This is a genomic window from Acidiphilium sp. JA12-A1 (assembly GCF_000724705.2).
Classification (GTDB): domain Bacteria; phylum Pseudomonadota; class Alphaproteobacteria; order Acetobacterales; family Acetobacteraceae; genus Acidiphilium; species Acidiphilium multivorum.
The window spans coordinates 1-25,960 of record NZ_JFHO01000072.1; the positions used below are offsets into that span (position 1 = coordinate 1).

The 25,960-nt window shown below is 70.2% G+C and carries 28 protein-coding genes; 17 read left to right on the forward strand and 11 right to left on the reverse strand.

Features of this window, described 5'->3' with window-relative positions; genetic code table 11:
• Positions 1-300 precede the first annotated feature (300 nt).
• The gene (locus RT91_RS13895) at positions 301-1,230 is read right to left on the reverse strand and encodes a dihydrodipicolinate synthase family protein (RefSeq protein ID WP_035187788.1); all 930 of its coding nucleotides are present in this window, start codon (positions 1,228-1,230) and stop codon (positions 301-303) included.
• A gap of 240 nt (positions 1,231-1,470) precedes the next feature.
• On the opposite strand from RT91_RS13895, the gene RT91_RS13900 reads away from it, so the two are divergent.
• The 8 genes from RT91_RS13900 (at position 1,471) to RT91_RS13935 (ending at position 8,936) form a co-directional block, all read left to right on the forward strand.
• Positions 1,471-2,238, forward strand: a complete 768-nt coding sequence (locus RT91_RS13900) for a hypothetical protein (protein ID WP_240314308.1) — start codon at positions 1,471-1,473, stop codon at positions 2,236-2,238.
• A gap of 48 nt (positions 2,239-2,286) precedes the next feature.
• Entirely contained in the window at positions 2,287-3,138 is an 852-nt protein-coding gene (gene uppS, locus RT91_RS13905; RefSeq protein ID WP_007422662.1) for a polyprenyl diphosphate synthase, read from the forward strand.
• 217 nt (positions 3,139-3,355) lie between these two features.
• The gene (locus RT91_RS13910) at positions 3,356-4,267 is read left to right on the forward strand and encodes a LysR family transcriptional regulator (RefSeq protein WP_035187791.1); all 912 of its coding nucleotides are present in this window, start codon (positions 3,356-3,358) and stop codon (positions 4,265-4,267) included.
• 47 nt (positions 4,268-4,314) lie between these two features.
• Positions 4,315-5,217: a hypothetical protein gene (locus RT91_RS13915; RefSeq protein ID WP_035187792.1), complete on the forward strand. Its 903-nt coding sequence runs from the start codon at positions 4,315-4,317 to the stop codon at positions 5,215-5,217.
• Complete coding sequence (locus RT91_RS13920) at positions 5,214-6,044, forward strand: ABC transporter substrate-binding protein (RefSeq protein WP_007423585.1); 831 nt, start codon at positions 5,214-5,216, stop codon at positions 6,042-6,044. Before RT91_RS13915 ends, RT91_RS13920 begins: the two co-directional genes overlap by 4 nt.
• 15 nt (positions 6,045-6,059) lie before the next feature.
• Entirely contained in the window at positions 6,060-6,788 is a 729-nt protein-coding gene (locus RT91_RS13925) for an amino acid ABC transporter permease (protein WP_012040280.1), read from the forward strand.
• Positions 6,781-7,527, forward strand: a complete 747-nt coding sequence (locus RT91_RS13930; RefSeq protein WP_035187824.1) for an amino acid ABC transporter ATP-binding protein — start codon at positions 6,781-6,783, stop codon at positions 7,525-7,527. The genes RT91_RS13925 and RT91_RS13930 overlap by 8 nt, the downstream gene beginning before the upstream one ends.
• A gap of 23 nt (positions 7,528-7,550) precedes the next feature.
• Complete coding sequence (locus tag RT91_RS13935) at positions 7,551-8,936, forward strand: lyase family protein (RefSeq protein WP_035187793.1); 1,386 nt, start codon at positions 7,551-7,553, stop codon at positions 8,934-8,936.
• Between the two features lie 229 nt (positions 8,937-9,165).
• Here RT91_RS13935 and gpt read toward each other — a convergent pair whose 3' ends face one another.
• The gene (gene gpt / locus RT91_RS13940) at positions 9,166-9,654 is read right to left on the reverse strand and encodes a xanthine phosphoribosyltransferase (protein ID WP_035187794.1); all 489 of its coding nucleotides are present in this window, start codon (positions 9,652-9,654) and stop codon (positions 9,166-9,168) included.
• Positions 9,654-10,007 carry a tRNA-binding protein gene (locus RT91_RS13945; RefSeq protein ID WP_007422888.1) on the reverse strand — a complete coding sequence of 118 codons (354 nt, stop codon included), beginning with the start codon at positions 10,005-10,007 and terminating at the stop codon, positions 9,654-9,656. The genes gpt and RT91_RS13945 overlap by 1 nt, the downstream gene beginning before the upstream one ends.
• Positions 10,008-10,095: 88 nt before the next feature.
• Here RT91_RS13945 and RT91_RS13950 point away from each other — a divergent pair, with 88 nt between their 5' ends.
• The 5 genes from RT91_RS13950 to RT91_RS13970 all read left to right on the forward strand — a co-directional run bounded on the left by RT91_RS13950 (position 10,096) and on the right by RT91_RS13970 (position 16,602).
• Complete coding sequence (locus RT91_RS13950) at positions 10,096-11,706, forward strand: gamma-glutamyltransferase family protein (protein WP_035187795.1); 1,611 nt, start codon at positions 10,096-10,098, stop codon at positions 11,704-11,706.
• 168 nt (positions 11,707-11,874) lie between these two features.
• Positions 11,875-13,161, forward strand: a complete 1,287-nt coding sequence (locus RT91_RS13955) for a hypothetical protein (RefSeq protein WP_007422890.1) — start codon at positions 11,875-11,877, stop codon at positions 13,159-13,161.
• Positions 13,158-13,784, forward strand: a complete 627-nt coding sequence (locus tag RT91_RS13960; RefSeq protein WP_007422891.1) for a hypothetical protein — start codon at positions 13,158-13,160, stop codon at positions 13,782-13,784. The genes RT91_RS13955 and RT91_RS13960 overlap by 4 nt, the downstream gene beginning before the upstream one ends.
• Before the next feature lie 25 nt (positions 13,785-13,809).
• Complete coding sequence (locus RT91_RS13965) at positions 13,810-15,795, forward strand: elongation factor G (RefSeq protein ID WP_007422892.1); 1,986 nt, start codon at positions 13,810-13,812, stop codon at positions 15,793-15,795.
• A 21-nt stretch (positions 15,796-15,816) separates the two neighbouring features.
• Positions 15,817-16,602 carry an enoyl-CoA hydratase gene (locus tag RT91_RS13970; protein ID WP_007422893.1) on the forward strand — a complete coding sequence of 262 codons (786 nt, stop codon included), beginning with the start codon at positions 15,817-15,819 and terminating at the stop codon, positions 16,600-16,602.
• Positions 16,603-16,671: 69 nt separating this feature from the next.
• Here RT91_RS13970 and phbB read toward each other — a convergent pair whose 3' ends face one another.
• From phbB to queE, 5 genes are all read right to left on the reverse strand, one after another.
• A complete protein-coding gene (gene phbB / locus RT91_RS13975; RefSeq protein ID WP_007422894.1) occupies positions 16,672-17,394 on the reverse strand; it encodes an acetoacetyl-CoA reductase in 723 nt (240 codons plus the stop codon).
• Between the two features lie 107 nt (positions 17,395-17,501).
• The gene (locus RT91_RS13980) at positions 17,502-18,206 is read right to left on the reverse strand and encodes a GNAT family N-acetyltransferase (protein WP_007422895.1); all 705 of its coding nucleotides are present in this window, start codon (positions 18,204-18,206) and stop codon (positions 17,502-17,504) included.
• Positions 18,203-18,673, reverse strand: coding sequence for an OsmC family protein (locus RT91_RS13985; RefSeq protein WP_007422896.1), 471 nt, complete (start codon positions 18,671-18,673; stop codon positions 18,203-18,205). Before RT91_RS13985 ends, RT91_RS13980 begins: the two co-directional genes overlap by 4 nt.
• Before the next feature lie 10 nt (positions 18,674-18,683).
• Entirely contained in the window at positions 18,684-19,040 is a 357-nt protein-coding gene (locus RT91_RS13990) for a 6-carboxytetrahydropterin synthase (RefSeq protein WP_007422897.1), read from the reverse strand.
• 2 nt (positions 19,041-19,042) lie between these two features.
• Complete coding sequence (queE, locus tag RT91_RS13995; RefSeq protein WP_007422898.1) at positions 19,043-19,678, reverse strand: 7-carboxy-7-deazaguanine synthase; 636 nt, start codon at positions 19,676-19,678, stop codon at positions 19,043-19,045.
• Positions 19,679-19,791: 113 nt separating this feature from the next.
• Here queE and RT91_RS14000 point away from each other — a divergent pair, with 113 nt between their 5' ends.
• Positions 19,792-20,670, forward strand: coding sequence for a hypothetical protein (locus RT91_RS14000; RefSeq protein WP_240314309.1), 879 nt, complete (start codon positions 19,792-19,794; stop codon positions 20,668-20,670).
• Between the two features lie 223 nt (positions 20,671-20,893).
• The gene (locus tag RT91_RS14005; RefSeq protein ID WP_007422900.1) at positions 20,894-22,111 is read left to right on the forward strand and encodes a polyhydroxyalkanoate depolymerase; all 1,218 of its coding nucleotides are present in this window, start codon (positions 20,894-20,896) and stop codon (positions 22,109-22,111) included.
• Here the strand turns inward: RT91_RS14005 and coaE are convergent.
• Positions 22,092-22,739, reverse strand: coding sequence for a dephospho-CoA kinase (gene coaE / locus RT91_RS14010; protein WP_012040291.1), 648 nt, complete (start codon positions 22,737-22,739; stop codon positions 22,092-22,094). The genes RT91_RS14005 and coaE overlap by 20 nt on opposite strands.
• The gene (locus RT91_RS14015; RefSeq protein ID WP_035187797.1) at positions 22,736-23,566 is read right to left on the reverse strand and encodes a shikimate dehydrogenase; all 831 of its coding nucleotides are present in this window, start codon (positions 23,564-23,566) and stop codon (positions 22,736-22,738) included. Before RT91_RS14015 ends, coaE begins: the two co-directional genes overlap by 4 nt.
• A gap of 92 nt (positions 23,567-23,658) precedes the next feature.
• Here RT91_RS14015 and RT91_RS14020 point away from each other — a divergent pair, with 92 nt between their 5' ends.
• Positions 23,659-24,360 (forward strand): SDR family NAD(P)-dependent oxidoreductase, encoded by a 702-nt coding sequence (locus RT91_RS14020; RefSeq protein ID WP_007422986.1) that lies wholly within the window; start codon positions 23,659-23,661, stop codon positions 24,358-24,360.
• 17 nt (positions 24,361-24,377) lie between these two features.
• Here the strand turns inward: RT91_RS14020 and RT91_RS14025 are convergent, their stop codons facing one another.
• The gene (locus RT91_RS14025; RefSeq protein WP_007422985.1) at positions 24,378-24,992 is read right to left on the reverse strand and encodes a 2-hydroxychromene-2-carboxylate isomerase; all 615 of its coding nucleotides are present in this window, start codon (positions 24,990-24,992) and stop codon (positions 24,378-24,380) included.
• A gap of 113 nt (positions 24,993-25,105) precedes the next feature.
• Between RT91_RS14025 and purU the strand changes: the two genes are divergently transcribed.
• Complete coding sequence (purU, locus tag RT91_RS14030) at positions 25,106-25,957, forward strand: formyltetrahydrofolate deformylase (protein ID WP_007422984.1); 852 nt, start codon at positions 25,106-25,108, stop codon at positions 25,955-25,957.
• The last annotated feature ends 3 nt before the right edge of the window (positions 25,958-25,960 follow it).

The window sequence follows — 25,960 nt, forward strand, 5'->3', positions numbered from 1 at the left end:
GGCGGCGGCGGGGTCGATCGGCGCGGGCCGGACGTGCGCGCAGCCCGCCAGCGCCAGGGCGAGCAGCGGGGCGACCCGCCGCAGCGCGGGCAAAAGTCCGCGATGCCGCGGGCCGGGCGCATGGCCGGCGGGCCCGATCAACCGCAATACCTCCGTTCGTGCCGTGCCATGCAATGTCTTCGTGCAAATCGCCCCGTGCGGATCGCGGGAAAACGAGCCGAGGCAGTGAGCGGGCCGGCGCGCCAAGTCAATGCCGGCGGGTTCACAAGGTTGCCAGCCGGTTGCCGGAGAGCGCGGCCCTCAGCCCCAGCGCAGGACCAGCGGATCGAGCCGCCTGGCGATTTCCAGCAGCCCGTCGCGCGTCGCCGGATGGAGCGGCGCGAGGGGATGGCGCACCGCCTCGCTGCGGATCACCCCGCCTTCGCGCATCAGCGCCTTCGCGGCGATCAGCCCGCACTGGCGGTTCTCGTAGTTGATCAGCGGCAGGATGCGCTCGTAGCCGGCCACCGCCTCGTCGCGCCGGCCGGCGAGATAGGCGTGCACGATGGGGCCGATCAGGTCGGGATAGCCGCCGCCGGTCATCGCGCCGGTGGCCCCCGCGTCGAGATCGGCGAGCAGGGTGATCGCCTCCTCGCCGTCCCACGGCCCCTCGATCGCGGCGCCGCCGAGCTCGATCAGGCTGCGCAGCTTGGCCGCCGCCTGCGGCGTCTCGATCTTGAAATAGGCGATCTGCGCGATCTCGCGCGCCATCTGCGCGAGCAGCTCGGCCGGCAGCGGCGTGCCGGCCACGGGGGCGTCCTGGATCATCACCGGGATGCGGATCGCATCCGACAGGCGGCGGAAGAAATCCCACAGCCCGGCGGCGCCGACGCGGATCGTCGCACCGTGATAGGGCGGCATCACCATGACCATCGCCGCCCCCATCGCCTCGGCGCGGCGGCTGCGCTCGATGCAGATATCGGTGCTGAAATGGCTCGTCGTCACGATCACCGGCACGCGGCCGGCGACGTGTTCGAGCATCCGCTTCATCAGGATCTCGCGCTCGTCATCGCCGAGGACGAACTGCTCGGAGAAATTGGCGAGCAGGCACAGCCCGTCCGAGCCGGCATCGATCATGAAATCCACGGCGCGGCACTGGCCGTCGAGATCGAGCCGCCCCGACTCGTCGAAAATCGTCGGCACCACGGGGAACACACCCCTGTATCGCGGTCTCGTCTGCGTCTCGGTCATGGTCGTTCCCAGGCTGCTGGTTGCGCCGGCGCAGAGATGCGGTCCGGCGGCGGCGGTCCCCGGCTTGGGTTCGCGCCGCGCGGCAGCTTCCCGTCCCCGGCGGAAAAGTCAATCCGCCGGCGGGCGTTCACATTCCGCGGCGCGGGGTTGCAGTCATGCGGCGGGGCCGCCATTCCGGACGGGTCGGCAACGGGGAAGGGGAGACCATCGGCAGTGGGCTGGGCCAGGACTTTCATGCGCATGGACGAGCGGCGCTATTACGGCGCCAAGGTGCCGCAGATCACGCTGGCGTTCTGGGTCGCGAAGATCCTCTCCACCGCGATGGGCGAGGCCACTTCCGACTTCCTGGTCTTCCACACCAATCCCTATCTCGCGGTGATCGGCGGCGGGCTCGGCTTTCTCGCCGCCCTCGCCCTGCAATTCGCGACCCGGCGCTACGTGCCGGCGATCTACTGGCTGCTGGTCGTGATGGTCAGCATTTTCGGCACGATGGTGGCGGATGTCATCCATGTCGTCCTCGGCGTGCCCTATCCGGTATCGACCGGGATGTTCGCCGCGAGCCTCGTGGTGATCCTCGGCGCCTGGAGCCTGTCGGAACGCACGCTGTCGATCCACACCGTCGCCACCCCGCGGCGCGAGGCGTTCTACTGGGCCACCGTGATCGCCACCTTCGCCCTCGGCACCGCCGCCGGCGACCTCACGGCATCGACCTTCGGCCTCGGCTACCTGAACTCCGCCATCCTGTTCACCGCCCTGTTCGCGGTGCCCGGCCTCGCCCGGCGGCTGTTCGGGCTGAACGAGGTCGCGGCGTTCTGGACCGCCTATATCCTGACCCGGCCGATGGGCGCCTCCTTCGCGGACTGGTTCGACAAGCCGGTGAGCAGCAGCGGCCTCGGGTTCGGCACGCCGGCCGTCGCGGCGATGCTCACCGTCGCTGTGGCGCTGGCGGTCGGCCATATCTGCCTGCGCCACCGCCGCGCCGGGCCGGGGGCGATCGCCGCCGAATAGCCGCAGACGGCGGCTTGCATTGCGGCGGCGCGGGGGCCACAAGACGGCATGTTCGCCGAACAGGCCGGCGCGCCGCGCGCGGCCGCATCCCGCCGCCCCAGACTGTCCGAGGCCGCAAGGCGCGTTGTGTGGCGCCTGGTCTATCGCCTGTACGAGAGGCGGCTCGCCCGCGAGGTGGCGGCGGGGCCGCTGCCGCGCCATGTCGGCATCATCCTCGATGGTAACCGCCGCCACGCCCGCCTCGCCGGGCTGAGCGACCCGGGCGAGATCTACCGCCTCGGCGCCGCCAAGCTCGACGAGATCCTCGCCTGGAGCGCCGAGCTCGGCATTCCGATGATCACGCTCTGGGTCTTCTCGCCGGCCAATCTCGGCCGGCCGGAGGCGGAGGTCGGCGGCATTCTCGGCGCCGTCGAGGCCAAGATGCGCGCGCTCGTCGCCGATCCGCACATCCGCAGCCGCGGCGTCCGCCTCGCCGCGATCGGCCGGCGCGACATCCTGCCCCCCGCCCTGCTCGCCGCGATCGACGCCGCCGAGGACGCCACCAGCGGCAATGACGGCATGACGGTCACGCTCGCGATCGGCTATGGCGGGCGCGAGGAGATCGCCGATGCGGTGCGCGCCCTGCTCGCCGAATGCGCCGGGGCCGGCATGGACTGCGCCGCCGCCGCCGCCGCGGTGAGCCCGGAGGCGATCCGCCGGCATCTCTATCTCGGCGGGATGCCGGACCCCGACCTGATCATCCGCACCAGCGGCGAGATCCGCCTCTCCGGCTTCATGCTCTGGCAGAGCGTGCACAGCGAGCTGCATTTCTGCGACGCCACCTGGCCCGCCTTCCGGCGGATCGACTACCTGCGGGCGATCCGCGCCTTCCAGCGCCGCGACCGCCGCTTCGGCCGCTAGAGCACGTTCCGATCCTGATGGATTTCAGATTCGGGACACCAGAAAAAACGACGGTTTGGCGGCCTGCTTGTCCCTGGAATTGACCCACGAATTTCAGGGGCAGGACACCAGGGCAGGTAGCGGGCCCGCATGACCGTGCGCCCCGAGCCGGGTTTGCCAGCACCCGCCCCGGCGCATACGCTGTTCCCGTTGTCTTCACGCGGGGCCGGAAACGCCGATGCAGGTCGAACTGCGCCACTGGCGCGCCTTTGTCGCCGCGGCGGATGCGGGTCATTTCGGCCATGCCGCCGAACGCCTCGGCATCAGCCAGCCGGCCCTCAGCCAGCTCATCCGCGCGATCGAGACCGCGCTCGGCCTGTCGCTCTTTGATCGCGCCGGCCGCAACATCCGGCCCAGCGCCGCCGCGCTCGGCCTGCTGCCCGAGGCGCGGGCGATCGTCACCCAGGCCGACCGCGCCGAACGCGCCGGCGCCGCGATCGCCCGCCGCCAGCGCCGCGCCATCGCCGCCGGCTATGTCGGTTCCGCCGCCTTCCACCCTCTCTTCGCCGCCCTGATCCGCGCGATCGACACCACCAGACCGGAAATCGCGCTCCGCATCGACCAGGTCTCCGGCACGATCCAGGTCCAGCACCTCGCCGCAACCCGCCTCGATCTCGGGATTGTCCGCTCGCCGCTGCCGACCCTCGACCCCGCCCTCGCGACCCTCACCCTCGCGCGCGAACGCATGATGATCGCTGTCGCCGAAACCAGCACCCGCCGCGATGCCGGGCCGCTGCCGCTCGCCGCCTTCGCCGAACACCCCTTCATCCAGTACATCGAACAACCGAGCGGCGGCCTCCGCCGCCTCACCGCCGAAGCCTGCGCCGCCGCCGGCTTTGCGCCGCGCACCGTGCAGACCGTGCCGCAAATCGCCACGATGCTCTGCCTTGTCGGCACCGGCATCGGCGTCGCCATGGTGCCGGAAACGATGGCGCGCTTCGTGGTGCCGGGCGTTGCCTACCGGCCGCTGCGCGAACGCGTCGTCACCGACCTCATCCTCATCTACCGCCGCAGCGATACCGCGCCCGCCCTGCGCGCCACGCTTCGCCTCGCCCGCCGGCTTGTCGATAAGAGTTCCTTATCGATTTGACCGGAATCGCTGATTGGCCGCGCCGGGCGGTGCGGTATCACGAAGGCATGGAGGAACGTCTCGGCATCGCGGTGAAGCGGGCGATGCTCGCACCGGAGCGGTTCGCGCCCGGCGCGAGCGGTTTCAGCGTACCGGCGGTGTTCCGCGGCGCGGAGGGGGCGGCCGCGCGGCAGGCGCTGATCGTCCTGCACGGCGCGCGGCGGGACTGCATCGAATATGCCGATATCGCGACAGATGCGTTTGGCGACCGGCTCGGCACGCTGGCGCTGGCGGTGCCGCAATTCCCGATCGCAGCGGATCTGGCGGGGGTGGAGGATGCGGCGCGGCTCGCGCGCTGGCCCGACCGGATCTGGATCGAGGGCGGGGCGGCGGTGGCGCCGGCCGGGCTCGATGCGTTTTCGGTCCTCGATGCGCTGATCGGGCATTTTTCCGACCGCACGACGTATCCGCTGGTGAGCGAGATCGTGATCGCGGGGCATTCGGCCGGCGGCCAGCTCGCGCACCGGCATGCGGTGCTCTCGCCGCTCGGCGACGCGGTGCGCTACGTCGTCGCCAACCCGGCCTCGTATGTCTGGTTCGGGCCGGCGGCGGGGCCGTGGAAATACGGGCTCGCGGGGCGGCCTGCCTATGGCGGGGCGCTCGACGATGCGGCGATCGAGGCGCGCTATGCCCGGCGCGACGTGGTCTATCTGCTCGGGCGGCGCGACTGCGACCCGGAACACCGGATGCTCGACCGCACGCCGCCGGCGCTGGCGCAGGGGCCGCACCGGCTGGCGCGCGGGCGCAACTATATCGCTCATCTCGCGGCGCGGCAGGGTGCGGCCCTGCGGCACCGGCTTATCGAGATCGAGGGCGTGGGGCACGACCCTGGCGCCCTGTTCGCCGCGGCGGCGGCGCGCGACGCCGTGCTCGGCGCGGCGCGGAACAATCAGGAGGAGGAAACCAGATGACCACACGCAGAAACGCACTGGGTCTCGCGGCCATGGTGGCCGGGCTCGCGGCGGGGATGGCAGTGCCGGCCCTCGCCGCCGCGCCGCCGCCGACGATCACGAGGGGGGTGCTCACCGTCGCCTACCGGACCGACGACAAGCCGGTCTCCTTCATCGCCGACGGCAAGCCGACGGGCTTTCTGGTGGAGTTCGAGGAGGCGATCGCGGCGAAGCTCGGGCTGAAGGTGAGGTTCGTCGCGACGAGTTTCGCCAGCATGCTGCCGGGCGTGCGGAACCACATCTACGACACGGCGGCTTTCGCGACGCTGGTGACGCCGGCGCGGCAGAAGGCGGTCGCCTTCACCACGCCGATCGGCTACGGCCAGGCGCGGCTGGTGAGCCGGAGCGGGGCGGCGATCGGGACAGTGGACGGCGCGTCCGGCAAGACGGTGGCGATCACCCAGGGCAGCGCGCTGATCCCGCTGCTGCGCCACATCGCGCCGGGGGTGAAGGTGCGGGAGTTCCCGAACATCGCCGCCAGCCTGAATGCGCTGATCGCGGGCCAGGTGAACGGACTCTTCACCGGGCTCGCGACGGCGAACGCGCTGGTGAAGAAGCATCCCGGTCTCGTCGCGTCGCAGACCGTGACCACGGGCGTTGCCGAATATCCCGTGGCGAAGGGCAATCCGAAGCTGCTCGAGGCGATGGACAGGGCGATCGGCGAACTGATGGAGGATGGCACCTACACGAAGCTGTTCGTGAAGTGGAATCCGCCGGCGGTGCGCATTCCGGATCAGCTCTACAAGGATTATCCGGGCATGCCGCACCAGCCGCCGGCGAAGGCCTGAGCGCGGGGCGCGCCGATGTTCCGGGGGCTGGCGCGGATTCAGCAGACGTTCTTCGACGCGCACATGATCGCGCATGTGATGCCGACGCTGCTGCGCGTCGGCCTGCCGAACACGATCCTGCTCGCCGTGCTGGCCTCGCTGATCGGGATGGTGGTGGGGCTGGCGATCGCGACCGGACTGCTCGCGCGGCCGGCCGTGGTGCGGCTCGCCTGCCGCGTCTATGTCGATATCCTGCGGGGGCTGCCGCACATCCTGACGATCTACCTGATCGGCCAGGGGCTGCCGATCGCGGGGCTCAGCCTGTTCGGCAACGATACCTATGCCTACGCCGCGCTTTCGATCGGGCTGATCGAGGGGGCCTACATGGCGGAGATCTTCCGTGCCGGGCTGCAGAGCGTCGAGCGCGGGCAGATCGAGGCGGCGCGCACGCTGGGCATGACCAGGTGGCAGACGATGCGCGACATCATCCTGCCGCAGGGCATCCGCCGGGTGCTGCCGCCGCTGACCGGGCAGTTCATCCTGGTGATCAAGGGCACGGCGCTGGTGTTCCTGCTGGGGCTGACCTCGTCGCAGCGGGAGATCTTCTCGATCGCGCAGGATTCGGCGATCAACAACGCCAATCTCTCGCCGCTCACCGCGGCCGGGATCCTGTATCTCGCGCTGACGGTGCCGATGACCTACGCGGTGAATGCGTGGGAGCGGCGGCTGCGCGGCGAGCGGCAGGGAGGGCGCGCCGATGTCTGACGCGGCGAACGGGGTTGCCGTGCGGTTCGATCAGGTGACCAAGCGTTATGGCGCGACCGAGGTGTTGAGCGAGATCTCGCTCGATGTCCGCCGCGGGAGCACAACCTGCATCATCGGGCCGTCGGGGTCGGGCAAGTCGACGCTGCTGCGCTGCACGAACCTGCTGGCGCGGCCGGACGAGGGGCGCGTGCTGATCGACGGCGTGGACATCACCGGGCCGGGCACGGATGTCGACGCGATGCGGGCACGGGTCGGCATGGTGTTCCAGCATTTCCACCTGTTCAGCCATCTCGACGTGATGGACAACGTGACGCTGGCGCTGCGCCGGGTGCGGCGGATGGCGCGGGAAGAGGCCGAGGCGCGGGCGGTCGCGCAGCTCCGCGCGGTCGGGCTCGAGGGGCTGGAGCGGCGGCGGCCGGCGGAGCTTTCGGGCGGGCAGCAGCAGCGGGTCGCCATCGCGCGGGCGCTGGCGATGGAGCCGGCGGTGATGCTGTTCGACGAGGCGACCTCCGCACTCGATCCCGAGCTGGTCAAGGGCATTCTCAACGTGATGCGCGATCTCGCGCTGTCGGGAATGACGATGCTGGTGGTGACCCACGAGATGCGCTTCGCCCGCGAGGTGGCCGGCGAGGTGGTCTTCATGGATCGCGGCCGGATCGTCGAGACGGGCGCGCCGGACCGCCTGTTCGACCATCCCGGGACCGCGCGGCTGCAACAGTTTCTCGACCAGGTTCTCTGATCCCCGCCCACAGGAATATGCCCATGACCGAGGACGTCCCCCCACCCGCGCCGGCCGAGATCGCGGCGCTGTTCAGCCGCCAGTCGGTCTGGCAGTCCTGGCTCGATGTCGAGTCCGCACTCGCCGCGACGCAGGCGGAGCTCGGCATGATCCCGGCGGAGGCGGCGCGCGAGATCGCCGCGCGGGCGCGGCTGGAGACGATCGGCGAGGCGGCGCTGGCGGCGGATATCGCCAAGACGCGCGCGCCGGTGGTCTCGCTGGTGCGGCTGCTCTCGCGCGCTTGCGCGGGCGAGGCCGGCGGCTTCGTTCACTGGGGGGCGACGACGCAGAACGTGGTGCAGACCGGCCGGGTCCTGCTGATGCGCCGGGCGCACGCGGCACTGATGCGCCGGCTCGCGGCGATCCTCGACCGGCTCGCCGGCTTCGCCGAGGCCGAGGCCGGGACGGTGACGGTGGCCCGCACCAATATCCGCCACGCCTTGCCGATCACCTTCGGCTTCAAGGCAGGGGGCTGGATCGAGGAATTTCTCCGCCATGAGGAGCGGTTCCGCGAGGCGGCGCCGCGCGTCTTCCGCGCGCAATGGGGCGGCGCGGTGGGAGCGATGCATGCGGTGGGCGAGGCCGGGCCCGAGCTGAACCGCCGGCTCGCGGCGCGGCTCGGGCTCGGCTGGCACGAGATCCCCTCGCGCGCCGGGCTCGACACCTTCGCCGAATACGTCCTGCTCCTCGGGATGTTCGCGGCGACCTGCGGCAAGATCGCACGGGATCTCTACGTGATGATGTCGGACGAGTTCGGCGAGGTCATCGAGGATCTCGGCGAGGAGGTGATTGGCTCGTCGACCATGCCGCACAAGGTGAACTCGAAGATCGCGGTGCATGTGATCGCGCTTTCGGCGCGGGTGCGCGCGCAGGTGCCGCTGGCGCTGGAGGCGATGCAGCCGAGTTTCGAGGGCGATGGCGCGAACAACCAGATGCTCTCGGCGCTGATCGACCAGGCCTGCCCGCTGGCCTACGAACTGGCGGCGCAGATGGATGAACTGCTGGCGGCGATCCGGCTGCGGCCGGCGGCGATCGGGCGCAACCTCGCGATGTCGGGCGCGTTCATGGCCTCCGAGAATGCGATGATGGCGCTGGCGCCGCTGCTCGGCCGAACCGTGGCGCACGATATCGTCCATCATGCGATTGCCGAAGCGGTGGAAACCGGCGGGGATCTTGCGACGCTGATCGCCGCCGCCCCCGATGCGGCCGGGCGCGTCGATGCCGCGATGGTCAGGGACGCGCTCGACCCTTCGTCCTATATCGGCCAGAGCGTCGCGCTGGCGCGCGGAATGGTCGACCCGGCGCGGGCGGCGGCGGCGCGGCTGCGCGACAGGGCGAATGGCTCCGCGTCGACGGGGCCGCTGGCCTGACGAACCGGCTCCCGCCTGGCGCCGCCGGGCCGGGAACCTGCCGGCGGTCACGCACGGTCCCGCCGGCTCGAGGCCCTCACCCATACGAATCCACCCGCAGGTGATGGACGGAGAGCCGGGCCGATTCATCATCGGCCCGATCCACCAGTTTCAAAGTGGACAGTGAAAAACAATCGTTCAGCGGCCTGCTTGTCCCTGAAATTCACCCACGAATTTCAGGGGCGGGACACTAGGCCCGGCGCGGCGGCGTGCCGGCGCGCGCGATGGGGGCGACGAATTGCGGCTCGGTGTCCCAGGGGAACAGGATCCAGGTGTCCTGCGAGACCTCGGTGATGAAGGTGTCGACCAGCGCCTTGCCGGCCGGCTTGGCGTAGACGGTGGCGAAATGGGCGCGGGGGAGAAGCTGGCGCACCTCGCGCGCGGTGGTGCCGGTATCGACCAGATCGTCGATGATCAGGAAGCCCGCGCCGTCGCCTGCGGCGGTGGGCGGCTTGGTGATGGTGGGCTTGCCGATCCGCTCCTCGTCATAGGTGACGATGCTGACGGTCTCGATCAGGCGGCATTCCAGCTCGCGGGCGACGATGGCGGCCGGGATGAGCCCGCCGCGGGTGATCGCGACGATGCCATCGAACGGCGCCAGCGCGTTGAGCCGCCAGGCCAGCGCCTTGGAGTCGCGGTGAAGCTGGTCCCACGAGACGGTGTAGTAATGCGTGGCCATCAGAACAGGCGTCCTCCGTCGGGCACGGTGAAATCGGGGCGGATCAGCACGACCTCGCCGTTTTCGTCCGGCATGCCGAGGGTGAGCACCTCGGACATGAAGGGGCCGATCTGGCGGGGCGGGAAATTGACCACGGCGCAGACCTGCCGGCCGATCAGCCGGTCCGGCGCGTAATGCACGGTGATCTGCGCCGAGGAGCGCTTGACGCCGAGCGCGCCGCCGAAATCGATCCACAGGCGGATGGCGGGCTTGCGGGCCTCGGGGAAAGGCTTGGCATCGACGATGGTGCCGACGCGGATGTCCACACGGGCGAAATCGTCATAGGTGATCGTCGGGGGCGGGTTCTCGGCCATGAGGCTGCATTGGCCAGCGCGGGCGCATTGTCAATCCGGCGGCGGAGTGCGATTTGATTCGGCAGATCGTTACAGGAGTGTCCAGAGAATGCGCGATTTCGATTTTCCGGGCCGCAGCGCGGTTTACGCGGGGCGGGCGATGGCGGCGACCTCGATGCCGGCGGCGACCCTCGCCGCGCTCGACGCCTTGCGGGCGGGCGGCAACGCGCTCGATGCGGCGGTGACGGCGGCGGCGGTGCTCGGCGTGATCGAGCCGCAATCGACCGGCATCGGCGGCGACTGCTTCTGCCTCTACAAGAAGGCCGGCAGCCCCGAGGTGATCGCGCTGAACGGCTCCGGCCGCGCCCCCGCCGGCGCGACGATCGACTATTTCGAGTCCCAGGGAATCGCCCAGTTCGACAACATCTCGGCCCATGCCGTCACCGTGCCGGGCGCCGTCTCCGCCTGGGAGACGCTGCTCGCGGCGCATGGGCGGCGCGGGCTCGATGCGGCGCTGGCGCCGGCGATCCGCTATGCCGAGGAGGGGCATCCGGTGCATCCGCGCGTCGCCTTCGACTGGAAGATTGCCGAGGGCAAGTTGCGCCGCAGCGGTGCCGCCGCGCTGCTGCCGGGCGGTGCCGCGCCGGTCGCAGGCACGATGTTCCGCCAGCCCGAGCTTGCCCGCACGCTGCGGGCGATCGCCAAGGACGGGGCGAAGGCGTTCTACGAGGGGCCGATTGCCGCCACGATCGTGGCCGAGCTGCGGGCGCGCGGCGGCGTGCATGCCGAGGCGGATTTCGCCGCCGGCCGCACCGCGGCGAAATTCGTCACCCCGATCAGGCGCGATTTCGACGGGCTGACGATCTGGGAATGCCCGCCGAACGGTTCGGGCCTGCTGGCGCTGATGCTGCTCGGCATTCTCGAAGGGTTCGGCCCGGCGCCGGACGGGCCGATGGGGCCGATCCGGCTGCACCGGCACATCGAGGCGGCGCGCCTCGTCTATCGCGATCGCGACGCGCTGCTGGCCGACCCGGACCAGGCGGAGGTGCCGGTCGCGCATCTGCTGAGCGATGACTATCTCGGCGGGCTGCGGGCGCTGATCCGCGACGACCGGGCGATGGTGGACCTGCCGCGCGCCGGCGAGACGGCGCTGCCGCTGCATCGCGACACCGTCTATCTCTGCGTGGTGGACGAGGACGGCAATGCCTGTTCGTTCATCAACTCGACCTACGAGAGCTTCGGTTCGGGCATTCTCGCCGGGGATACCGGCGTGGTGCTGCACAATCGCGGCATGGGCTTCCGCATCCAGCGCGGCCATCCGAACTGCATCGCCCCGGGCAAGCGGCCGATGCACACGATCATCCCCGGCATGGCGACCCAGGGCGGCGAGGCGGTGATGCCGTTCGGCGTGATGGGCGGGCATTACCAGCCGATGGGCCAGTCCTGGCTGGTGACCAACATGCGCCAGTACGGGCTCGACGTGCAGGAGGCGCTCGATCTCGCCCGCGTCTTCCCCTTCGGCGGGCAGGTCGAGGTCGAGCGGTCGGTGCCGGCGGCGACCCTCGAAGGCCTGGTCGCGCGCGGCCACAAGGTGGTGCGCGACGACCGGCCGGATGCGCGGCCGCATGGCGGCGGCCAGGCGATCTGGATCGATCGCGGGCGCGGCGTGCTGATCGGCGGGTCCGACCCGCGCAAGGACGGATGCGCGCTCGGTTACTGATTGCAGCCGCTCGGCGCGGTCGTTACGCCATTGTGCGCCCGTCTCCGGCATGATTTGATTGTGCCTATAGCCGGAGGTGAGCGCGGGATGTCGTCGACACGATTGGGCAATGCGGGGGCTGCGCGCGCAATCCGGTTCGGGCCGTACCAGAGCGCGGCTGGGGTGCGGATGCATGTCGAATCGTTTCTCGCCCTCGCATTTCCCCGCTATTCCGGTCGGATGGGCATAGTCTGGCGGGACCCGGCGGGGCTGGCAGTCTGCGTTCGCGAGCCGACATACGATGACGCGGGCGACGGTTTGAGCCTCGTGCTGACTTGGCATGGGGCCGTAAAGCCGCCACCACCACCGCCGCCGCGTTCTCGGTTCGAGAAAATTGAATCGACGATCGGGCGATTTTTCAGTGAAATCGGCAATTCGTTCGACAAGGGCATGGCTGCGTACGGGCGAGCACAAATCGCGCAAGCCCAGGCGGAAATGGCGGCCGAGCAGGAAATCTATCGCTCGCTGCACAACCTTGTCGCCGATCATCCTGCGATTGCGGCGACTGTAGCGGTAGGGATCGACATAATGGGCGTGGTGGCGTCGGGGGCGACGGTCATCGCCGCTGGAATGGCCACGATTGGCGCCACCGGAACATTCGTGGGCATCGCAGCCGATACGGTGACCGTACCGGTCTTCACCAGTGCCGCGGCGTCGACCGCGGCCTCGCTTGCGTTGCTGGTCGCGGACTCGATCGATCTCGGCCTCTATCTGAGCGGAGACGAGGCCATGGTCGACGAGTACGAACAATCCTCGATTTATCGCCGGACGGAAGGCTTCGCACCGCTTGTCGCCCTGCTGGATCCAGGCCGTGAGGCCTTTCAGGCCATGCGCTCGGAGGCGCTCCTGCCGGCGGCGGAGGGGAAACTCGCGGCGGTACGCGCGACGTCGGCGGAAGCCGACGCTTCCGCACACGCGGCACAGAACGCCCTCGAAGCCGCCAAGGCGCGCGACGCCAAGCTGAATGCGTATCTCAATAAACCGGGACATGTTGCGACGCCTGTTGCCGATGATGCGGCCCGGATGAAGTCGGCGGCACGGGTGAGCGAGCGCGCGAGCCATGCGCAGACTACCCGCGAAGCAGCGCAGAAGGCGGCTCAACACTTGCAGTCGCTTCAGCTCAAGGCACACGAACTTCAAGATGAGATTGACACCTGGTGGCGGTGGCAATGGAACGCGCGAAAAGAAAGCGGACCGCGCGACCTTGCCGCCGCCGGGGTTTCGATGACTGTCTGGAGTGCGAACAATCCGTTTGCCAGGGATTTCGGCAAGCATGACGCCGCTCCTCCCCTGATGGCCCGATCCCAAGCGGCAATGCGGAGCCTGTTTGGCGTGGCCGAACCGCACGACCTGTTTTCAATGAACGTGATCGCGTCGCATCGGAGCGGTCGCCGTTCGCGACAGGCGGTGCGATGAGCGGCGGGGCTCCGGGCGACCGGCCGCGGCCGCCGCCGGTGGCGGCGCTGATGCCGATGGCGGTGACCGGCGTGACCGTGCTGGGCTTCATGCCCGCGCTGATACTGATCTTCCTCGCGCAGCTGATCTGGGGCGCCGGGTTCGTCGGGCCGTTCATGCTCTACGTGGTCTGGCCGTTCGCCATTGTCGCGGTGGCGGCCATGCGCATCGTGATGGGCGGGATGGGGCGGGGCAAGGTGCGGATGCTGGCGCTGTTCCGCTGGCTGCGGCTCGGGACGTATGCGGCCTATGGCGCGACGTTCCTGGCGTCCCTGGCGATCGCGCTCGCCACGCCGAGCCCGTTCGCGCGCATCGGGCTGATCGTGCAGATGATCGTCATGGCGGCGATGGTCGCCGTGCTGTTCCGCTGGCTGCGCGGGTTTTCGAGATGGCGGTGGCTCGATCCGCGGTCGCGCCCCGGCGAGTGGGAACTGGCGACCGACGCGGAATTGCGCCAGCCGGCCGATTCGAAACAGATCGGTTACGCGGCCAACAGACTGAAGCGGAATTATCCGGCACTCTATGAGCATATCTATGGCGAGGAGAAAAATTCCGGTTTGAATTCCGGCGAAAAGGGCGAATAGTGGGCGGCGCCGGGAGGACAAGGACATGGAAGACCCCGCCCACGGAGCGGCCCCGCACGGGCCGCGCGCCGTCGCCCTGGTTGGTCCGCAGGGAAGCGGCAAGAGCACGCTGAGCGCCGCGCTGGTCGAGATGGCCGGCGGTGGCGAGGCAAGGCGCGGCGGGCGCGAGCGAAGTTCCTCCCACGAGATGCGGCCGGCCCATTGCGATTTCCTCGGCGAGCGATGGGCGTTGCTGGATTGTCCCGGATCGGTGGAGTTCGTGCACGAGGCGGCGGCGGCGCTCGCAGTGGCGGATCTCGCCGTCGTGGTGGCCGAACCCGACCCGTCGCGGGCGATCGCGCTGCGGCCGGTGTTCCGCATGCTGGAGGACTCCGGCGTGCCTTTCCTCGTCTTCGTCAACAAGGTGGATGCGCTGAGCGCGCCGGCCGAGGCGCTGGTGGCGGCGATGCAGGCGGAAACCGCGGTGCAGCTCGTGCCGCGGCAGATGCCCATAAGCGAGGGCGAACGGGTCATCGGCTATGTCGACCTGCTCTCGGAACGGGCGTTCCGCTACCGGCCGGATGCGGCGTCCGAGCGGATCGGGCTGCCGGCGGCCGTGGCCGAGACCGAGCAGGCGGCGCATGACGCGCTGATCGACAGCCTCGCGGACCGGGATGACGAACTGCTCGAACAGGTGATCGAAGGTGCGACACCCACGCCCGCCGAGCTTTACAGCCATTTCCGCAAGGACATGGAGGCGCGCAGCCTGGCGGGGGTCATGTTCGGCGCGGCCGAGCATGCGCATGGCGTGCTGCGGCTGTGGAAGGCGTTGCGGCATGACGCGCCGGATGTGGGCGCGACGGCGGCGCGGCATGGAATCGCACCCGAAGGGCCGGCCTTGGCGCAGGTGTTCCGCACGAGCTGGCGCGGGGCGGCGGGCAAGCTGTCCTTCGCCCGGGTCTGGCGCGGGGCGCTGCGCGACGGGGCGAGCTATGGCGGCGTGCGGATCGGCGGGATGATGCGCTTCGCCGAGGGTGAATTGCAGCGCGTGGCCGAGGCCGGGGCCGGCGACGTCGTGGCACTCGGCCGGCTCGAAGGGGTGGCGACCGGCGGCACGCTGGGCGAGGCGGCGCCGGCAATGGCGTTCCCCGCGCCGCCGCCGCCGCTGCATGAGGTCGCGATCGCCGCGGCGGAGCGGAAGGACGACGTGAAGCTCGCCGGCGGGCTGGAAAAGCTGCTGGAGGAAGACCCGGCGCTGCGGCTCACGCGCGATGGTGAAACCGGCGAAACGCGCCTCGCCGGGCTTGGTGAAATTCACGTCGGCAGCGCGGTGGAGCGGCTGGAGCGGCTCTCCGGCGTCGCGGTGCGGACGGCGCGGCCGCGCGTGCCCTTCCGCGAGACGATCCGCCGGCCGGTGCGCGAGCACGCGCGGCTGAAGCGGCAGACCGGCGGGCATGGCCAGTTCGCCGATGTGAAACTGGAAATCGAGCCGCGCGGGCGCGGCGAGGGGTTCGCCTTCAACGACCGCATCGTCGGCGGTGCGGTGCCGAAACAGTATATCGCGGCGGTGGCCGACGCCGCCGAGGAAGCGACCCGCCGCGGGCCGTTCGGCTATCCGGTGGTGGATATCGCGGTGACGCTGGTCGATGGCGGGTTCCACGCGGTGGACAGTTCCGACATGGCGTTCCGCTCGGCGACGCGGGCGGGCATGGCGGAAGGCCTGGCGAAGGCCGAACCGGTGCTGCTGGAGCCGATCCACCGGATCACGGTGAGCGCGCCGAACGGTTTCACCGCCGGGGTGCAGCGGCTGCTGACCGGCCGGCGCGGCCAGATCCTGGGCTATGCCGAGCGCGCGGGCTGGCCTGGCTGGGACGATACCGAGGCGCTGCTGCCGGCGGCGGAACTGCACGGGCTGGCGGTCGAGCTGCGGTCGCAGACCGCGGGGCTCGGCAGTTTCGTCCACAGTTTCGAGCATCTGTCGGAAGCGCCGCCGCGGCTGGCCGAGAAGGTGGCGCAGGCGGCGGCGACCTGAATTCACGGACAAGGAGCAGAGATGGATACGCATGGTTCCGGCACGCTGGCCGCGCCGTTGCTGATCGGGCGGGATTCGCGGGGCGTGGTCACGCTCACGCTCAACCGGCCGGCGAGCTTCAACGCGCTTTCCGACGAGCTGCTCGCCGCGCTCGATGCGGCGATCGGCGAGATCGCGGCGGATGCGGGCGCGCGGGTGGTGGTGCTGGCGGCGAATGGCCGCGCCTTCTGCGCCGGGCACGATTTGCGGGAGATGATCGCGCGCGAGGAGGCGGACGCGCATCGCGACCTCTTCGCCCGCTGCACCCGGGTGATGCTCGGCTTGCAGCGGCTGCCGGTGCCGGTGATCGCGCGGGTGCAGGGGGTGGCGACGGCGGCGGGTTGCCAGCTCGTCGCGAGCTGCGACCTCGCGGTGGCGGCGGCGAGCGCGCGCTTCGCGGTTTCGGGCATCAATCTCGGCCTGTTCTGCTCGACGCCGAGCGTCGCCCTCGCCCGCGCGGTGCCGCGCAAGGCCGCGCTGGAGATGCTGTTCACCGGCGGGATGATCGATGCCGCCGAGGCGGCGCGGCGCTTCCTGATCAACGAGGCGGTGCCGGAGGCCGAGCTGGACGATGCGGTGGCGCGGCTGGTGGAGCAGATTCTCGCCAAGCCGCGCGCCGCCCTCGCCATCGGCAAGGCGCAGTTCTACCGGCAGATCGAGCTCGGCATCGCCGAGGCCTATGAGGTGGCGGGCGAGGCGATGGCCTGCAACATGCAGGACGCGGCGGCGCGGGAGGGGATTTCCCGCTTCCTCGACCGGAAGAAATAGTTCCGTCCCGGACGATAGGACCGCATTCAGATCCGGCCCCGGAGGAAAAACCGGGGCCGGAGCAGAGCGTTAGTACATGTGCTGGCCGCCGTTGATCGACAGGGTCGAGCCGGTGATGAAATCGGCCTCGTCGGCGGTGAGGAAGACCACGCCGCGGGCGATGTCCTCGGCATGGCCGAGGCGGCCGACCGGGATTTTCGCGATGATCTTTTCCAGCACTTCCGGCGGCACGGCGCGCACCATGTCGGTATCCACATAGCCGGGGGCGATGGCGTTGACGGTGATGCCGAAGCGGGCACCTTCCTGCGCCAGCGCCTTGGTGAAGCCGTGGATGCCGGATTTCGCGGCGGCGTAGTTCACCTGGCCGTACTGGCCGGCCTGGCCGTTGATCGAGCCGATGTTCACGATGCGGCCGAACTTGCGCTCCTTCATCCCGTCGAAGGTCGCCTTGCAGAGATTGAAGCAGGAGCCGAGATTGGTGTCGATCACCGCATCCCACATGTCGCGGGTCATGCGGGCGAGGGTGGCGTCGCGGGTGATGCCGGCATTGTTGACGAGAATCTCGATCGGGCCGAGGCGGCTGGTGACGCGGCCGATCGCCTCGATGGTCTGCTCGAAATCGCCGACGTCGAATTTCACCGTCTCGATGCCGTGGACGGCCGTGAAATTCTCGGCCGCGGTCTGGTTGCCGGCATAGGTGGCGACGACGGTGCGGCCGGCCGCCTTCAGCGCGACGCTGATGGCGGCGCCGATACCGCGCGTGCCGCCGGTGACGAGTGCAATTCGTGACATGCTGAAATCCTCCCTGTGGATCAGGCGTCCGACAATCGGAAGCGGGAGGCAGTCTGGACTGGTTCCGGAGGACTGTCCATGATCGAAATCAATCGGTTAGCGTAGTTTCATGTCCGAAAGGCGGAGAGCTTGCGGCGCTGGCGGCCGGCATCGTCGAAGTTGTCCGGCGCGAGCCACGCATCGAGGGCGGCGCGCCGGTCGGGCCATTCGGAATCGAGGATGGAGAACCAGGCGGTGTCGCGGTTGCGGCCCTGGGTGACGGCGTTCTGGCGGAAGATGCCCTCGAAGGTGAAGCCGAGACGCAGGGCGGCGGCGCGGGAGGGCAGGTTCAGGCTGTTGCACTGCCATTCGACCCGCCGGTAGCCAAGGTCGTCGAAGGCGTGGCGGAGCATCAGGAACAGTGCCTCGGTGCCGGCGCGGTGGCGCCGGAGCAGCGGCGTGAAGTTGATCGAGCCGATCTCCAGCGCGCCGTTGGCCGCGGCGATGTTCATGAAGGCGGCGTGGCCGGCGGGCTGGCCGCTTGCCGCCTCGATGATGGCATAGGCGACGCGGCCGGGGGCGGTGGCCATGGAATCCACATAGTCGCGGAAGGCGGGTTCGTCCGCCGGGCGGGCGGTGCGCCACCAGGTCCAGTCCCGGTCGTCCGGTGCGGCGCGGAATCCGCCGATGAGGCCGGCGCCGTGGCGTGCGGGGTCGAGCCGTTCCAGCCGGCAATAGCGCCCCTCGAAACCGGCGGCGTCGGGAAGCGGGCGCGGCGTCCAGCCGGGGACGGGCGCGCCGACGATCTGGCCATAGGCGTTGGTTTCGGTCATGCGGTGCGGATCTCGGGTTCGTGGCGGACCGGGAAGTTCATCGACCGGGCGATGAAGCATTTTGCTCCGGCATCGCGGTGCAGGGCGGCGGCGCGGGCGGCGTCGTTGCCTGGCGCGATGGTGACGACGGGGCGCAGGATGGCCTCGACGAACCGGCCGGCGCCGGAGGCTTCCTCCTCCATCACCGCCTCGGCGCGATCCTCGTAGGCCAGCACGGCGATCCCGGCCTCGGCGCAGAGATGCAGATACCAGAGCTGGTGGCAGGAGGAGAGCGAGGCGAGCAGCAGCAGTTCGGGGTTCCAGCGCGCGGGATCGCCGCGGAAGGCGGGATCGGATGTCAGCGCGAGGTCCGGCCGGCCGTCGGCTTCCACCTCGTGGTCGCGGCCATAGGCGGCGTAGGCGCTGGTGCCGGTGCCGCGGTTGCCGGTCCAGCGCAGGGTGGTGGCGTAGCGGTGCAGCCGGCTCAAGCCTGTGTCCCTATTCGCTGTAGGCGCAGGATTCGCCTTCGGAATCGCGGAAGACGGCGACGCGGGCGAGGCCCGGGCAGGATGGCGCGAGCCGCGTCCAGATGAAGCGGGCGAGGTTTTCCAGCGTTGCCGGGCCGAGGCCCTCCACCTCGTCGAGGAAGCGGTGGTCGAGCGCCTCGCGGATCGCGGCGAGGTGCTGGCCGAGCCTGCCGAAATCCATCAGCATGCCGCTCGCATCCGGCGCGCCGCGCAGGGTGACGGTGGTGCGGTAGGAATGGCCGTGGATGCGGCGGCTCGCCTCGGCGGCGATCTGGCGTTGCAGCGTGTGGGCCGCCTCGAAGCGGAATTCCTTGGTGATTTCGTGCATGGTCAGGGGATGCCGAGATATTTGTGGGTCTGCGTCGACAGGCGCCATTGCGGATGGGCGAGGCAGTATTCGATGGCGGCGCGCGTGTTGGCCGCGCGATCCGGCCCGTCCATCGGCTGGAGCAGGAAATGCGCGAAATCGAGCCCGGCGAAGCGCTCGGGTGTCGCCTCCTTCTGGGGATAGACCAGTTTGAGCTCCGACCCCTGGCGCACCACCAGCTCGGCCCCTTCCTTGGGGCTGACGCAGAGCCAGTCGATGCCCGGCGGCGGTTCGATCGTGCCGTTGGTCTCGACCGCGATTTCGAAGCCGGCGTCATGCACCGCTTCGATCAGCGGCGCATCGAGCTGGAGCAGCGGTTCGCCGCCGGTGAAGACGACGAGGGCATCGCGGGTGCAGGCGGCGGGCCAGGCGGCCTGGATGGCGCGGGCAAGGCCTGCGGCATCGGCGAAGCGGCCGCCGCCCGGTCCGTCGGTGCCGACGAAATCGGTGTCGCAGAAGCGGCAGGTCGCACTGGCGCGGTCCTCCTCCCGGCCGGACCACAGGTTGCAGCCGGCGAAGCGGCAGAACACCGCGGCGCGGCCGGCATTGCGCCCCTCGCCCTGCAGGGTGGGGAAGATTTCCTTCACGCTATAGGCCATGATGGTGGCATCTACCGCACATCCGCCGTTCTGGCGACAGGGAGCACGGCATTGCCGCCATCGCCGCGCGGCGCGGCTTGATCCGGCGCGCCCGTCCCGGCACGATCATGCGCATGATCGCAACGAACTCGCCGAAGCATCATCTGCTGATCACCGGGACCGGGCGGAGCGGCACGTCCTTCCTCGTCCGCTGGTTCGACGCGCTGGGGATGGAGACGCATTTCTCCCGCTTCGGCGAGCATGCGGCCTGGGACGAGGAGGCCAATGCCGGCGCGGAAAACCTGCCGCTGCCCGCGCTGGATGCGGACATGCCCTATGTCGTGAAATCGCCCTGGGTGTCCGAATTCATCGACCAGTTGCTGGCCGATCCGGGCATCGTGCTGGATGGCGTGATCGTGCCGATGCGCGACCTGATGGACGTGGCGGCGAGCCGGACCATTCTCGAATTGCGCGACATGGCGGCCGAGCCCGACTGGCCGGCGGTGATGGAACGGCCCTGGGCGCATCGCGGGCGGACGCCGGGCGGGATCGTCTATTCGCTGCATCCGCTCGACCAGGCGCGGGTGCTCGCCCTCGGCTTCCACCATCTGCTGGAGCGGCTCGTCGCGGCGGAGGTGAAGGTGGTGATGGTTTCGTTCCCGCGCCTCGTCGAGGACGCGGACTATCTCTACCGCGCGCTCGCCCCGCTTCTTCCGGCGAGCGTGGATGCCGCTTCGGCCCGGGCCGCGCATGCCCGCGTTGCCGACCCGGCAAAGGTGAGGGTGGGGCCGGGCGGGCGGGATTCGACGCTCGAACGGCTGGACAGGGTGGCGCTGAACCGCGAAATCGGCCGGCTTCGCCGGGAAATGGCCGCGCTGGAGGGGCGGCTGGCCGAGGCGAGTGGTGCCGCGGCGGCGGCGCGGCGGCATGCCGAGACGATCGAGCGCAGCACGATGTGGCGGGCCCTCTTCCCGCTGCGGCGGGCGCTGCACCGTCTGCGCGGCCGCGCATGACAGCGCTTTCTTTTTGGCGAGACTTCACCCATATTGTAAAAGGAATGTAACACAATGCCGGTGCCACGCGAATCGGCCCGGGAGCGGCAGGGGGACTCCGGCGGATGCAGGGCAGATTTATGCCGAATGGCGGGGTGAGCTGCGTCCGCAGTCCCGGATCCGTTTACGGAACCTTGAACTTTTCGGCGCCAGACTGGCGTGACGAGAAAGGCGGTTTGCGCCCATGATGTATGACCTTTACCAGACGCAGGACGATCTTCTGGCCCCGTTCCGGATGGCGGCGCGCGCGATGGCGCCGCTGATCGACCTGCTGACGCCGCCGGCGGGAATCCCGACCCTGCCGGTTGCGACGCGCGCCGCACTGGAGATTTTCGGCAATAGCGGCATTTCCCACAGCCGGCCGGAGTTCGGCATCGCCAGCGTGCGCGCCGGCGGGCGGGACATTCCCGTGACCGAGACGGTGGTGAGCGGAACGCCCTTCGGCGACCTGCTGCATTTCCGCAAGGAGACTGCCTCACCCGGCCCGCGCGTGCTGATCGCGGCGCCGCTTTCGGGCCATTTCGCGACCCTGCTGCGCAACACCGTCGAGGTCATGCTGCAGGATCACGACGTCTTCATCACCGACTGGAAGAACGCGCGCGACATTCCGGTGAGCGCGGGGCGCTTCGGCTTCGATGAATATGTGGCGCATATCATGGACTTCCTGCGCGAAATCGGGCCGGGGGCGCATGTCGTCGCCGTGTGCCAGCCGGCGGTGGCGGTGTTCGCCGCGACCGCGCTGATGGCCGAGGCCGGCGATCCGGCGGCGCCCCGCAGCATGACGCTGATGGGCGGGCCGATCGATACCAGGCGCAACCCCTCGAAGGTCAACGACCTCGCCAAGACCCGTGACATCGCCTGGTTCCGCAGCAACCTGATCACCACCGTGCCGCGCCGCTTCGCCGGGGCGGGGCGGGCGGTCTATCCCGGTTTCGTGCAGCTCGCCTCCTTCGTGTCGATGAATCTCGACCGGCATATCGGCGCGCATCTGCGCCAGTTCCGCGCCATCGTCACCGAGGATGACGCGAGCGAGGCGGCGCATCGCAAGTTCTACGACGAATACCAGTCGGTGATGGACCTGACGGCGGAATTCTATCTCGAAACCGTCGAGCGCGTGTTCCAGCGGCACGATCTGCCGCGCGGCCAGCTGAGCTGGCGCGGCCAGACGGTGCGCCCGGCGGCGATCCGCAAGACATCGGTCTTCACCGTCGAGGGCGAGCGGGACGATATCTGCCCGCCCGGCCAGTCGGTCGCGGCGCTCGATCTCTGCACCGGGCTGAAACCAGCGCAGAAGCGCAACCATCTCCAGCTCGGCGTCGGCCATTACGGCGTGTTCTCGGGCTCGCGCTGGGCGAACGAGATCTATCCGCAGCTGCGCGAGGTCATCGCCGCCGCCGGCTGAACGGCTGGCGGAACCGCCTGGGGCGGCGGGCTGGCGGCGCGGGGCGAAACACATGCGTCGCCATGAGCTGGCGGACGCGCCGCACCGTGTGGTGGCGGGACAGGCCGGTGGCGATCACCGCATCGGCGCGGCGGCGTTTTTCGGCATCCGGCATTTGCAGGGCGATGATCCGCTCGATCTCGGCGTGGGGCAGGCCGCGGCGCAGCACCCGCGCGATCTGCACCGCGCGCGGCGCGGAGACGGTGAGTGCGAGATCGACCCGCGCCTCGCCGCCGGTTTCGAACAGCAGCGGAATGTCGAGCAGCACGGCGCGGGCGCCGCGCCTGCGGGCGGCGGCGAGGAATTTTGTCTCCGCCGCGCGCACCATGCGGTGCATGATCGCTTCCAGACGGCGCCGCGCGGCGGGATCGGCCAGCACATGCGCGCGCAGGGCGGCGCGGTCGAGCACGCCGGCGCGCACCACGCCGGGAAACGCCGCCGCGATGGGCGCAAGCGCCGCCCCGCCCGGCGCCTGCAGCGCGCGGACCGTGGCATCGGCATCGAACACCGGCACGTGGCGGCGGCGGAAGAGTGAAGCGACGGTGGATTTCCCCATGCCGATTCCGCCGGTGAGACCGATGATCTTCATCCCATGAGGTCGGCCGCGACGGCGCGGTAGAGCGCATCGTCCACCACCGGGGTGACGCCGAACCAGGCGGCGAAGCCCGGCACCGCCTGGTGCAGCAGCATCCCGAGCCCCTCGACCGCGACGAGGCCGCGCGCCCGCGCCGCCGCCAGCAGCGGTGTTTCCAGCGGGACGTAGACGATGTCCGCCACCGCCATGCCGGGGGCGGCGCGGGCGAGATCGAGTTCGAGCGGATTATGCCCGGCCATGCCGAGCGAGGTGGTGTTGACCACCAGCGCGTGGTCCGCCAGCGCCGCCGACCGCGCCTCCCAGGGGATGTGGACGAGGCCGAAATCCCGCGCCAGCGCCGCCGCGCGCTCCGGCGAGCGGTTGCACAGCGTGACCACCGCCCCCGCATCCTGCAGCGCGGTGGCGATCGCCCGCGCCGCCCCCCCGGCGCCGAGTACCAGCGCCGGGCCGGCGGCGGGGTCGACGCCATGGGCGCGCAGATTGGCGAGAAAGCCCGACCCGTCGGTATTCGCGCCCTCGATCCCCGTGGGCGTGAAGACGAGCGTGTTCACCGCCCCGGCGCGCCGCGCGCTGTCGGCCACGCGGTCGCACACGGCGAAGGCGGCTTCCTTGTGCGGAATCGTCACGTTGGCGCCGGCGAAGCCCATTTTCGCCAGCGCGGCGACGCAGGCGGCGAAATCGTCCGGGGCGATGGCGAGCGGGAGATAGGCGCCGTCGATCCCGTGGCGTTCGAGCCAGGTGCCGTGCAGGCGGGGCGAGCGGGAATGGGCGACCGGATAGCCGATCACCCCGGCGAGGCGTGCGTGGCCGGAAAGGATCATGAGCTGTTTCGATCATGAAGCGGCGCCGGCGGCAAGGGGCGGTTTCGCGCCGGCGGTTCCGCGCCATATCCGCGACAGGGCGGAGGGATGCGATGGACGGAACGGGACGGGATGATGTGGCGGTGGTGTTCGGCGCGGGCGGCGGCATCGGCGGCGCGCTGGTGGCGGCCCTTGCGGGCGATCGGCGTTTCGCCGCGGTGATCGGGCTCGGGCGGGGCAGCGCGCCGCGCTTCGACCTGCTCGATGAGGCCAGCATTGCCGAACCGGTGCGGGCGGTGGCGGCGCGGGGGGCCATTCGCCTTGCGATCGATGCCACCGGCTTCCTGCACGATGAAGCACAGATGCCGGAGAAGAGCCTGCGCGAGCTGGATTCGGGCCGCCTCGCCCGCAGCTTCGCGCTGAACGCGATCGGCCCGGCGCTGCTGATGAAGCATCTGCTGCCCGCCTTGCCGCGCGAGGGGCGGGCGGTGTTCGCCACGCTGTCGGCGCGGGTCGGCAGCATCGGCGATAACCGGCTCGGCGGGTGGTATGGCTATCGTGCGTCGAAGGCGGCGCTGAACCAGTTCGTGCGGACGGCCGCGGTGGAGCTGGCGCGGCGGTCGCCGGCGGCGATCTGCGTCGCCCTGCATCCGGGCACGGTGGCGACGGGGCTTTCCGCCCCGTTCGCCGCCGCCGGGCTCGACGTGCAGGCGCCGGAGGTGGCGGCGGCGCGGCTGCTGGCGGTGATCGACCGGCTTACCCCAGCCGAGAGCGGCGGGTTTTTCGACCATCGCGGCGAGGCGGTGCCGTGGTAGGTGAGGGCCCCGGCGGCTCAGGCCGTATAGGGCGGGCGGCCGGTGGCCAGCGCGTCGTCCAGCAGGTCGAGCCGGTCCTGGCCCCAGAACAGCTCGCCATTCAGGATGTAGGAGGGCGCGCCGAACACGCCGGCGGCCTCGGCCATCTCGCGGTTGCGCTGATAGGCGGCGGCGATCTCGGGCGCGCCGGCGCGGGCCTGGAGTTCGGGCGCGATGCCGGACGCGGCGGCGAGGTCGGCGATGGTCGCGGGATCGGCGAGGTTGCGCTCCTCCGCCCAGACCGCGGCGAAGACGCGGCGGAGGAACGGGTCGGGGTCGCTACCGGCTTCCACGATGGCGATGGCCAGGCGATCCGCCAGCGCCGGGTCCACCGGGAAGAATTGCGGGTGCAAATTGAGCGGGAGGCCGCGGCGGGCGCGCCAGCGTTGCAGCTCGACCAGACGGTAGCGCTGGCGGACCGGGTGGCGCTTGGCCAGCGGCTGGCCGCCGGTTTCGGCGAAGATCGCGCCGAGCGGCACCGGGCGGTAGTCCACCGTCGCGCCGTGGCGGCGGGCGATGTCGAGAAAGGCGGCGTGGCCGAGATAGGTCCAGGGGGAATGGCTGGTGAAGACATAGGTGATGGTGGCGGCCATGGGCGTTTTCCTCCGCGCTGCTTGCGTGCTGCGCCCATGTTGATAGGGAAGCAGCGTGCCGGCGCCAAGGGCGGCCCGGCGGCGACCACCGCACTCCGGAGAGACCGAACCGCATGAGCTCCATCCTGACCCTTTCCTGCCGCAACCGGCCCGGCATTGTCGGCGCCGTCGGCCATTTCCTGCACGCGCACGGGCAGGACATCCGCGAGGCGCAGCAATTCGACGACCGGGCGAGCGGGCGCTTCTTCATGCGCGTGGTGTTTGCCCCGGTGGGCGACGCGCCTTCCTCCGGGCTGGAGGCGGAGTTCGCCGCGGTCGGGCGCGAGTTCGGGATGGACTGGGAGATCACCCCAAGCGGGCACCGGATGCGGACGATGATCCTCGTCTCGCGGTTCGATCACTGCCTGGTCGACCTGGTCTATCGGCAGCGGATCGGCGAACTGCCGATGGACATCGTCGGCGTGATCGCCAACCATCCGCGCGAGAGCTACGCCCATCTCGATCTCGACGGGATTCCCTTCCATCATCTGCCGATCGCGCCGGATACCAAGATGGAACAGGAGGCCGAGGTGTGGCGGCTGATGCGCGAGAGCGGCGCGGAACTCGCCATCCTGGCGCGCTACATGCAGGTGCTGTCGGACGGGCTGGTGGCGAAGCTGGCCGGGCGCTGCATCAACATCCACCATTCCTTCCTGCCCGGCTTCAAGGGTGCGAAGCCCTATCACCAGGCCTATGCGCGCGGGGTGAAGCTGATCGGCGCGACCGCGCATTACGTCACCACCGCGCTCGACGAGGGGCCGATCATCGAGCAGGATGTCGAGCGCATCTCGCATGGCGACACGCCGGAGGCGCTGGTGCGCAAGGGGCGCGACATCGAGCGCCGGGTGTTGGCGCGCGCCGTGCTCGGCCATCTGGAGCGGCGGGTGTTCATCAGCGGCAGCAAGACGGTGGTGTTCGCCGGCTAGAGC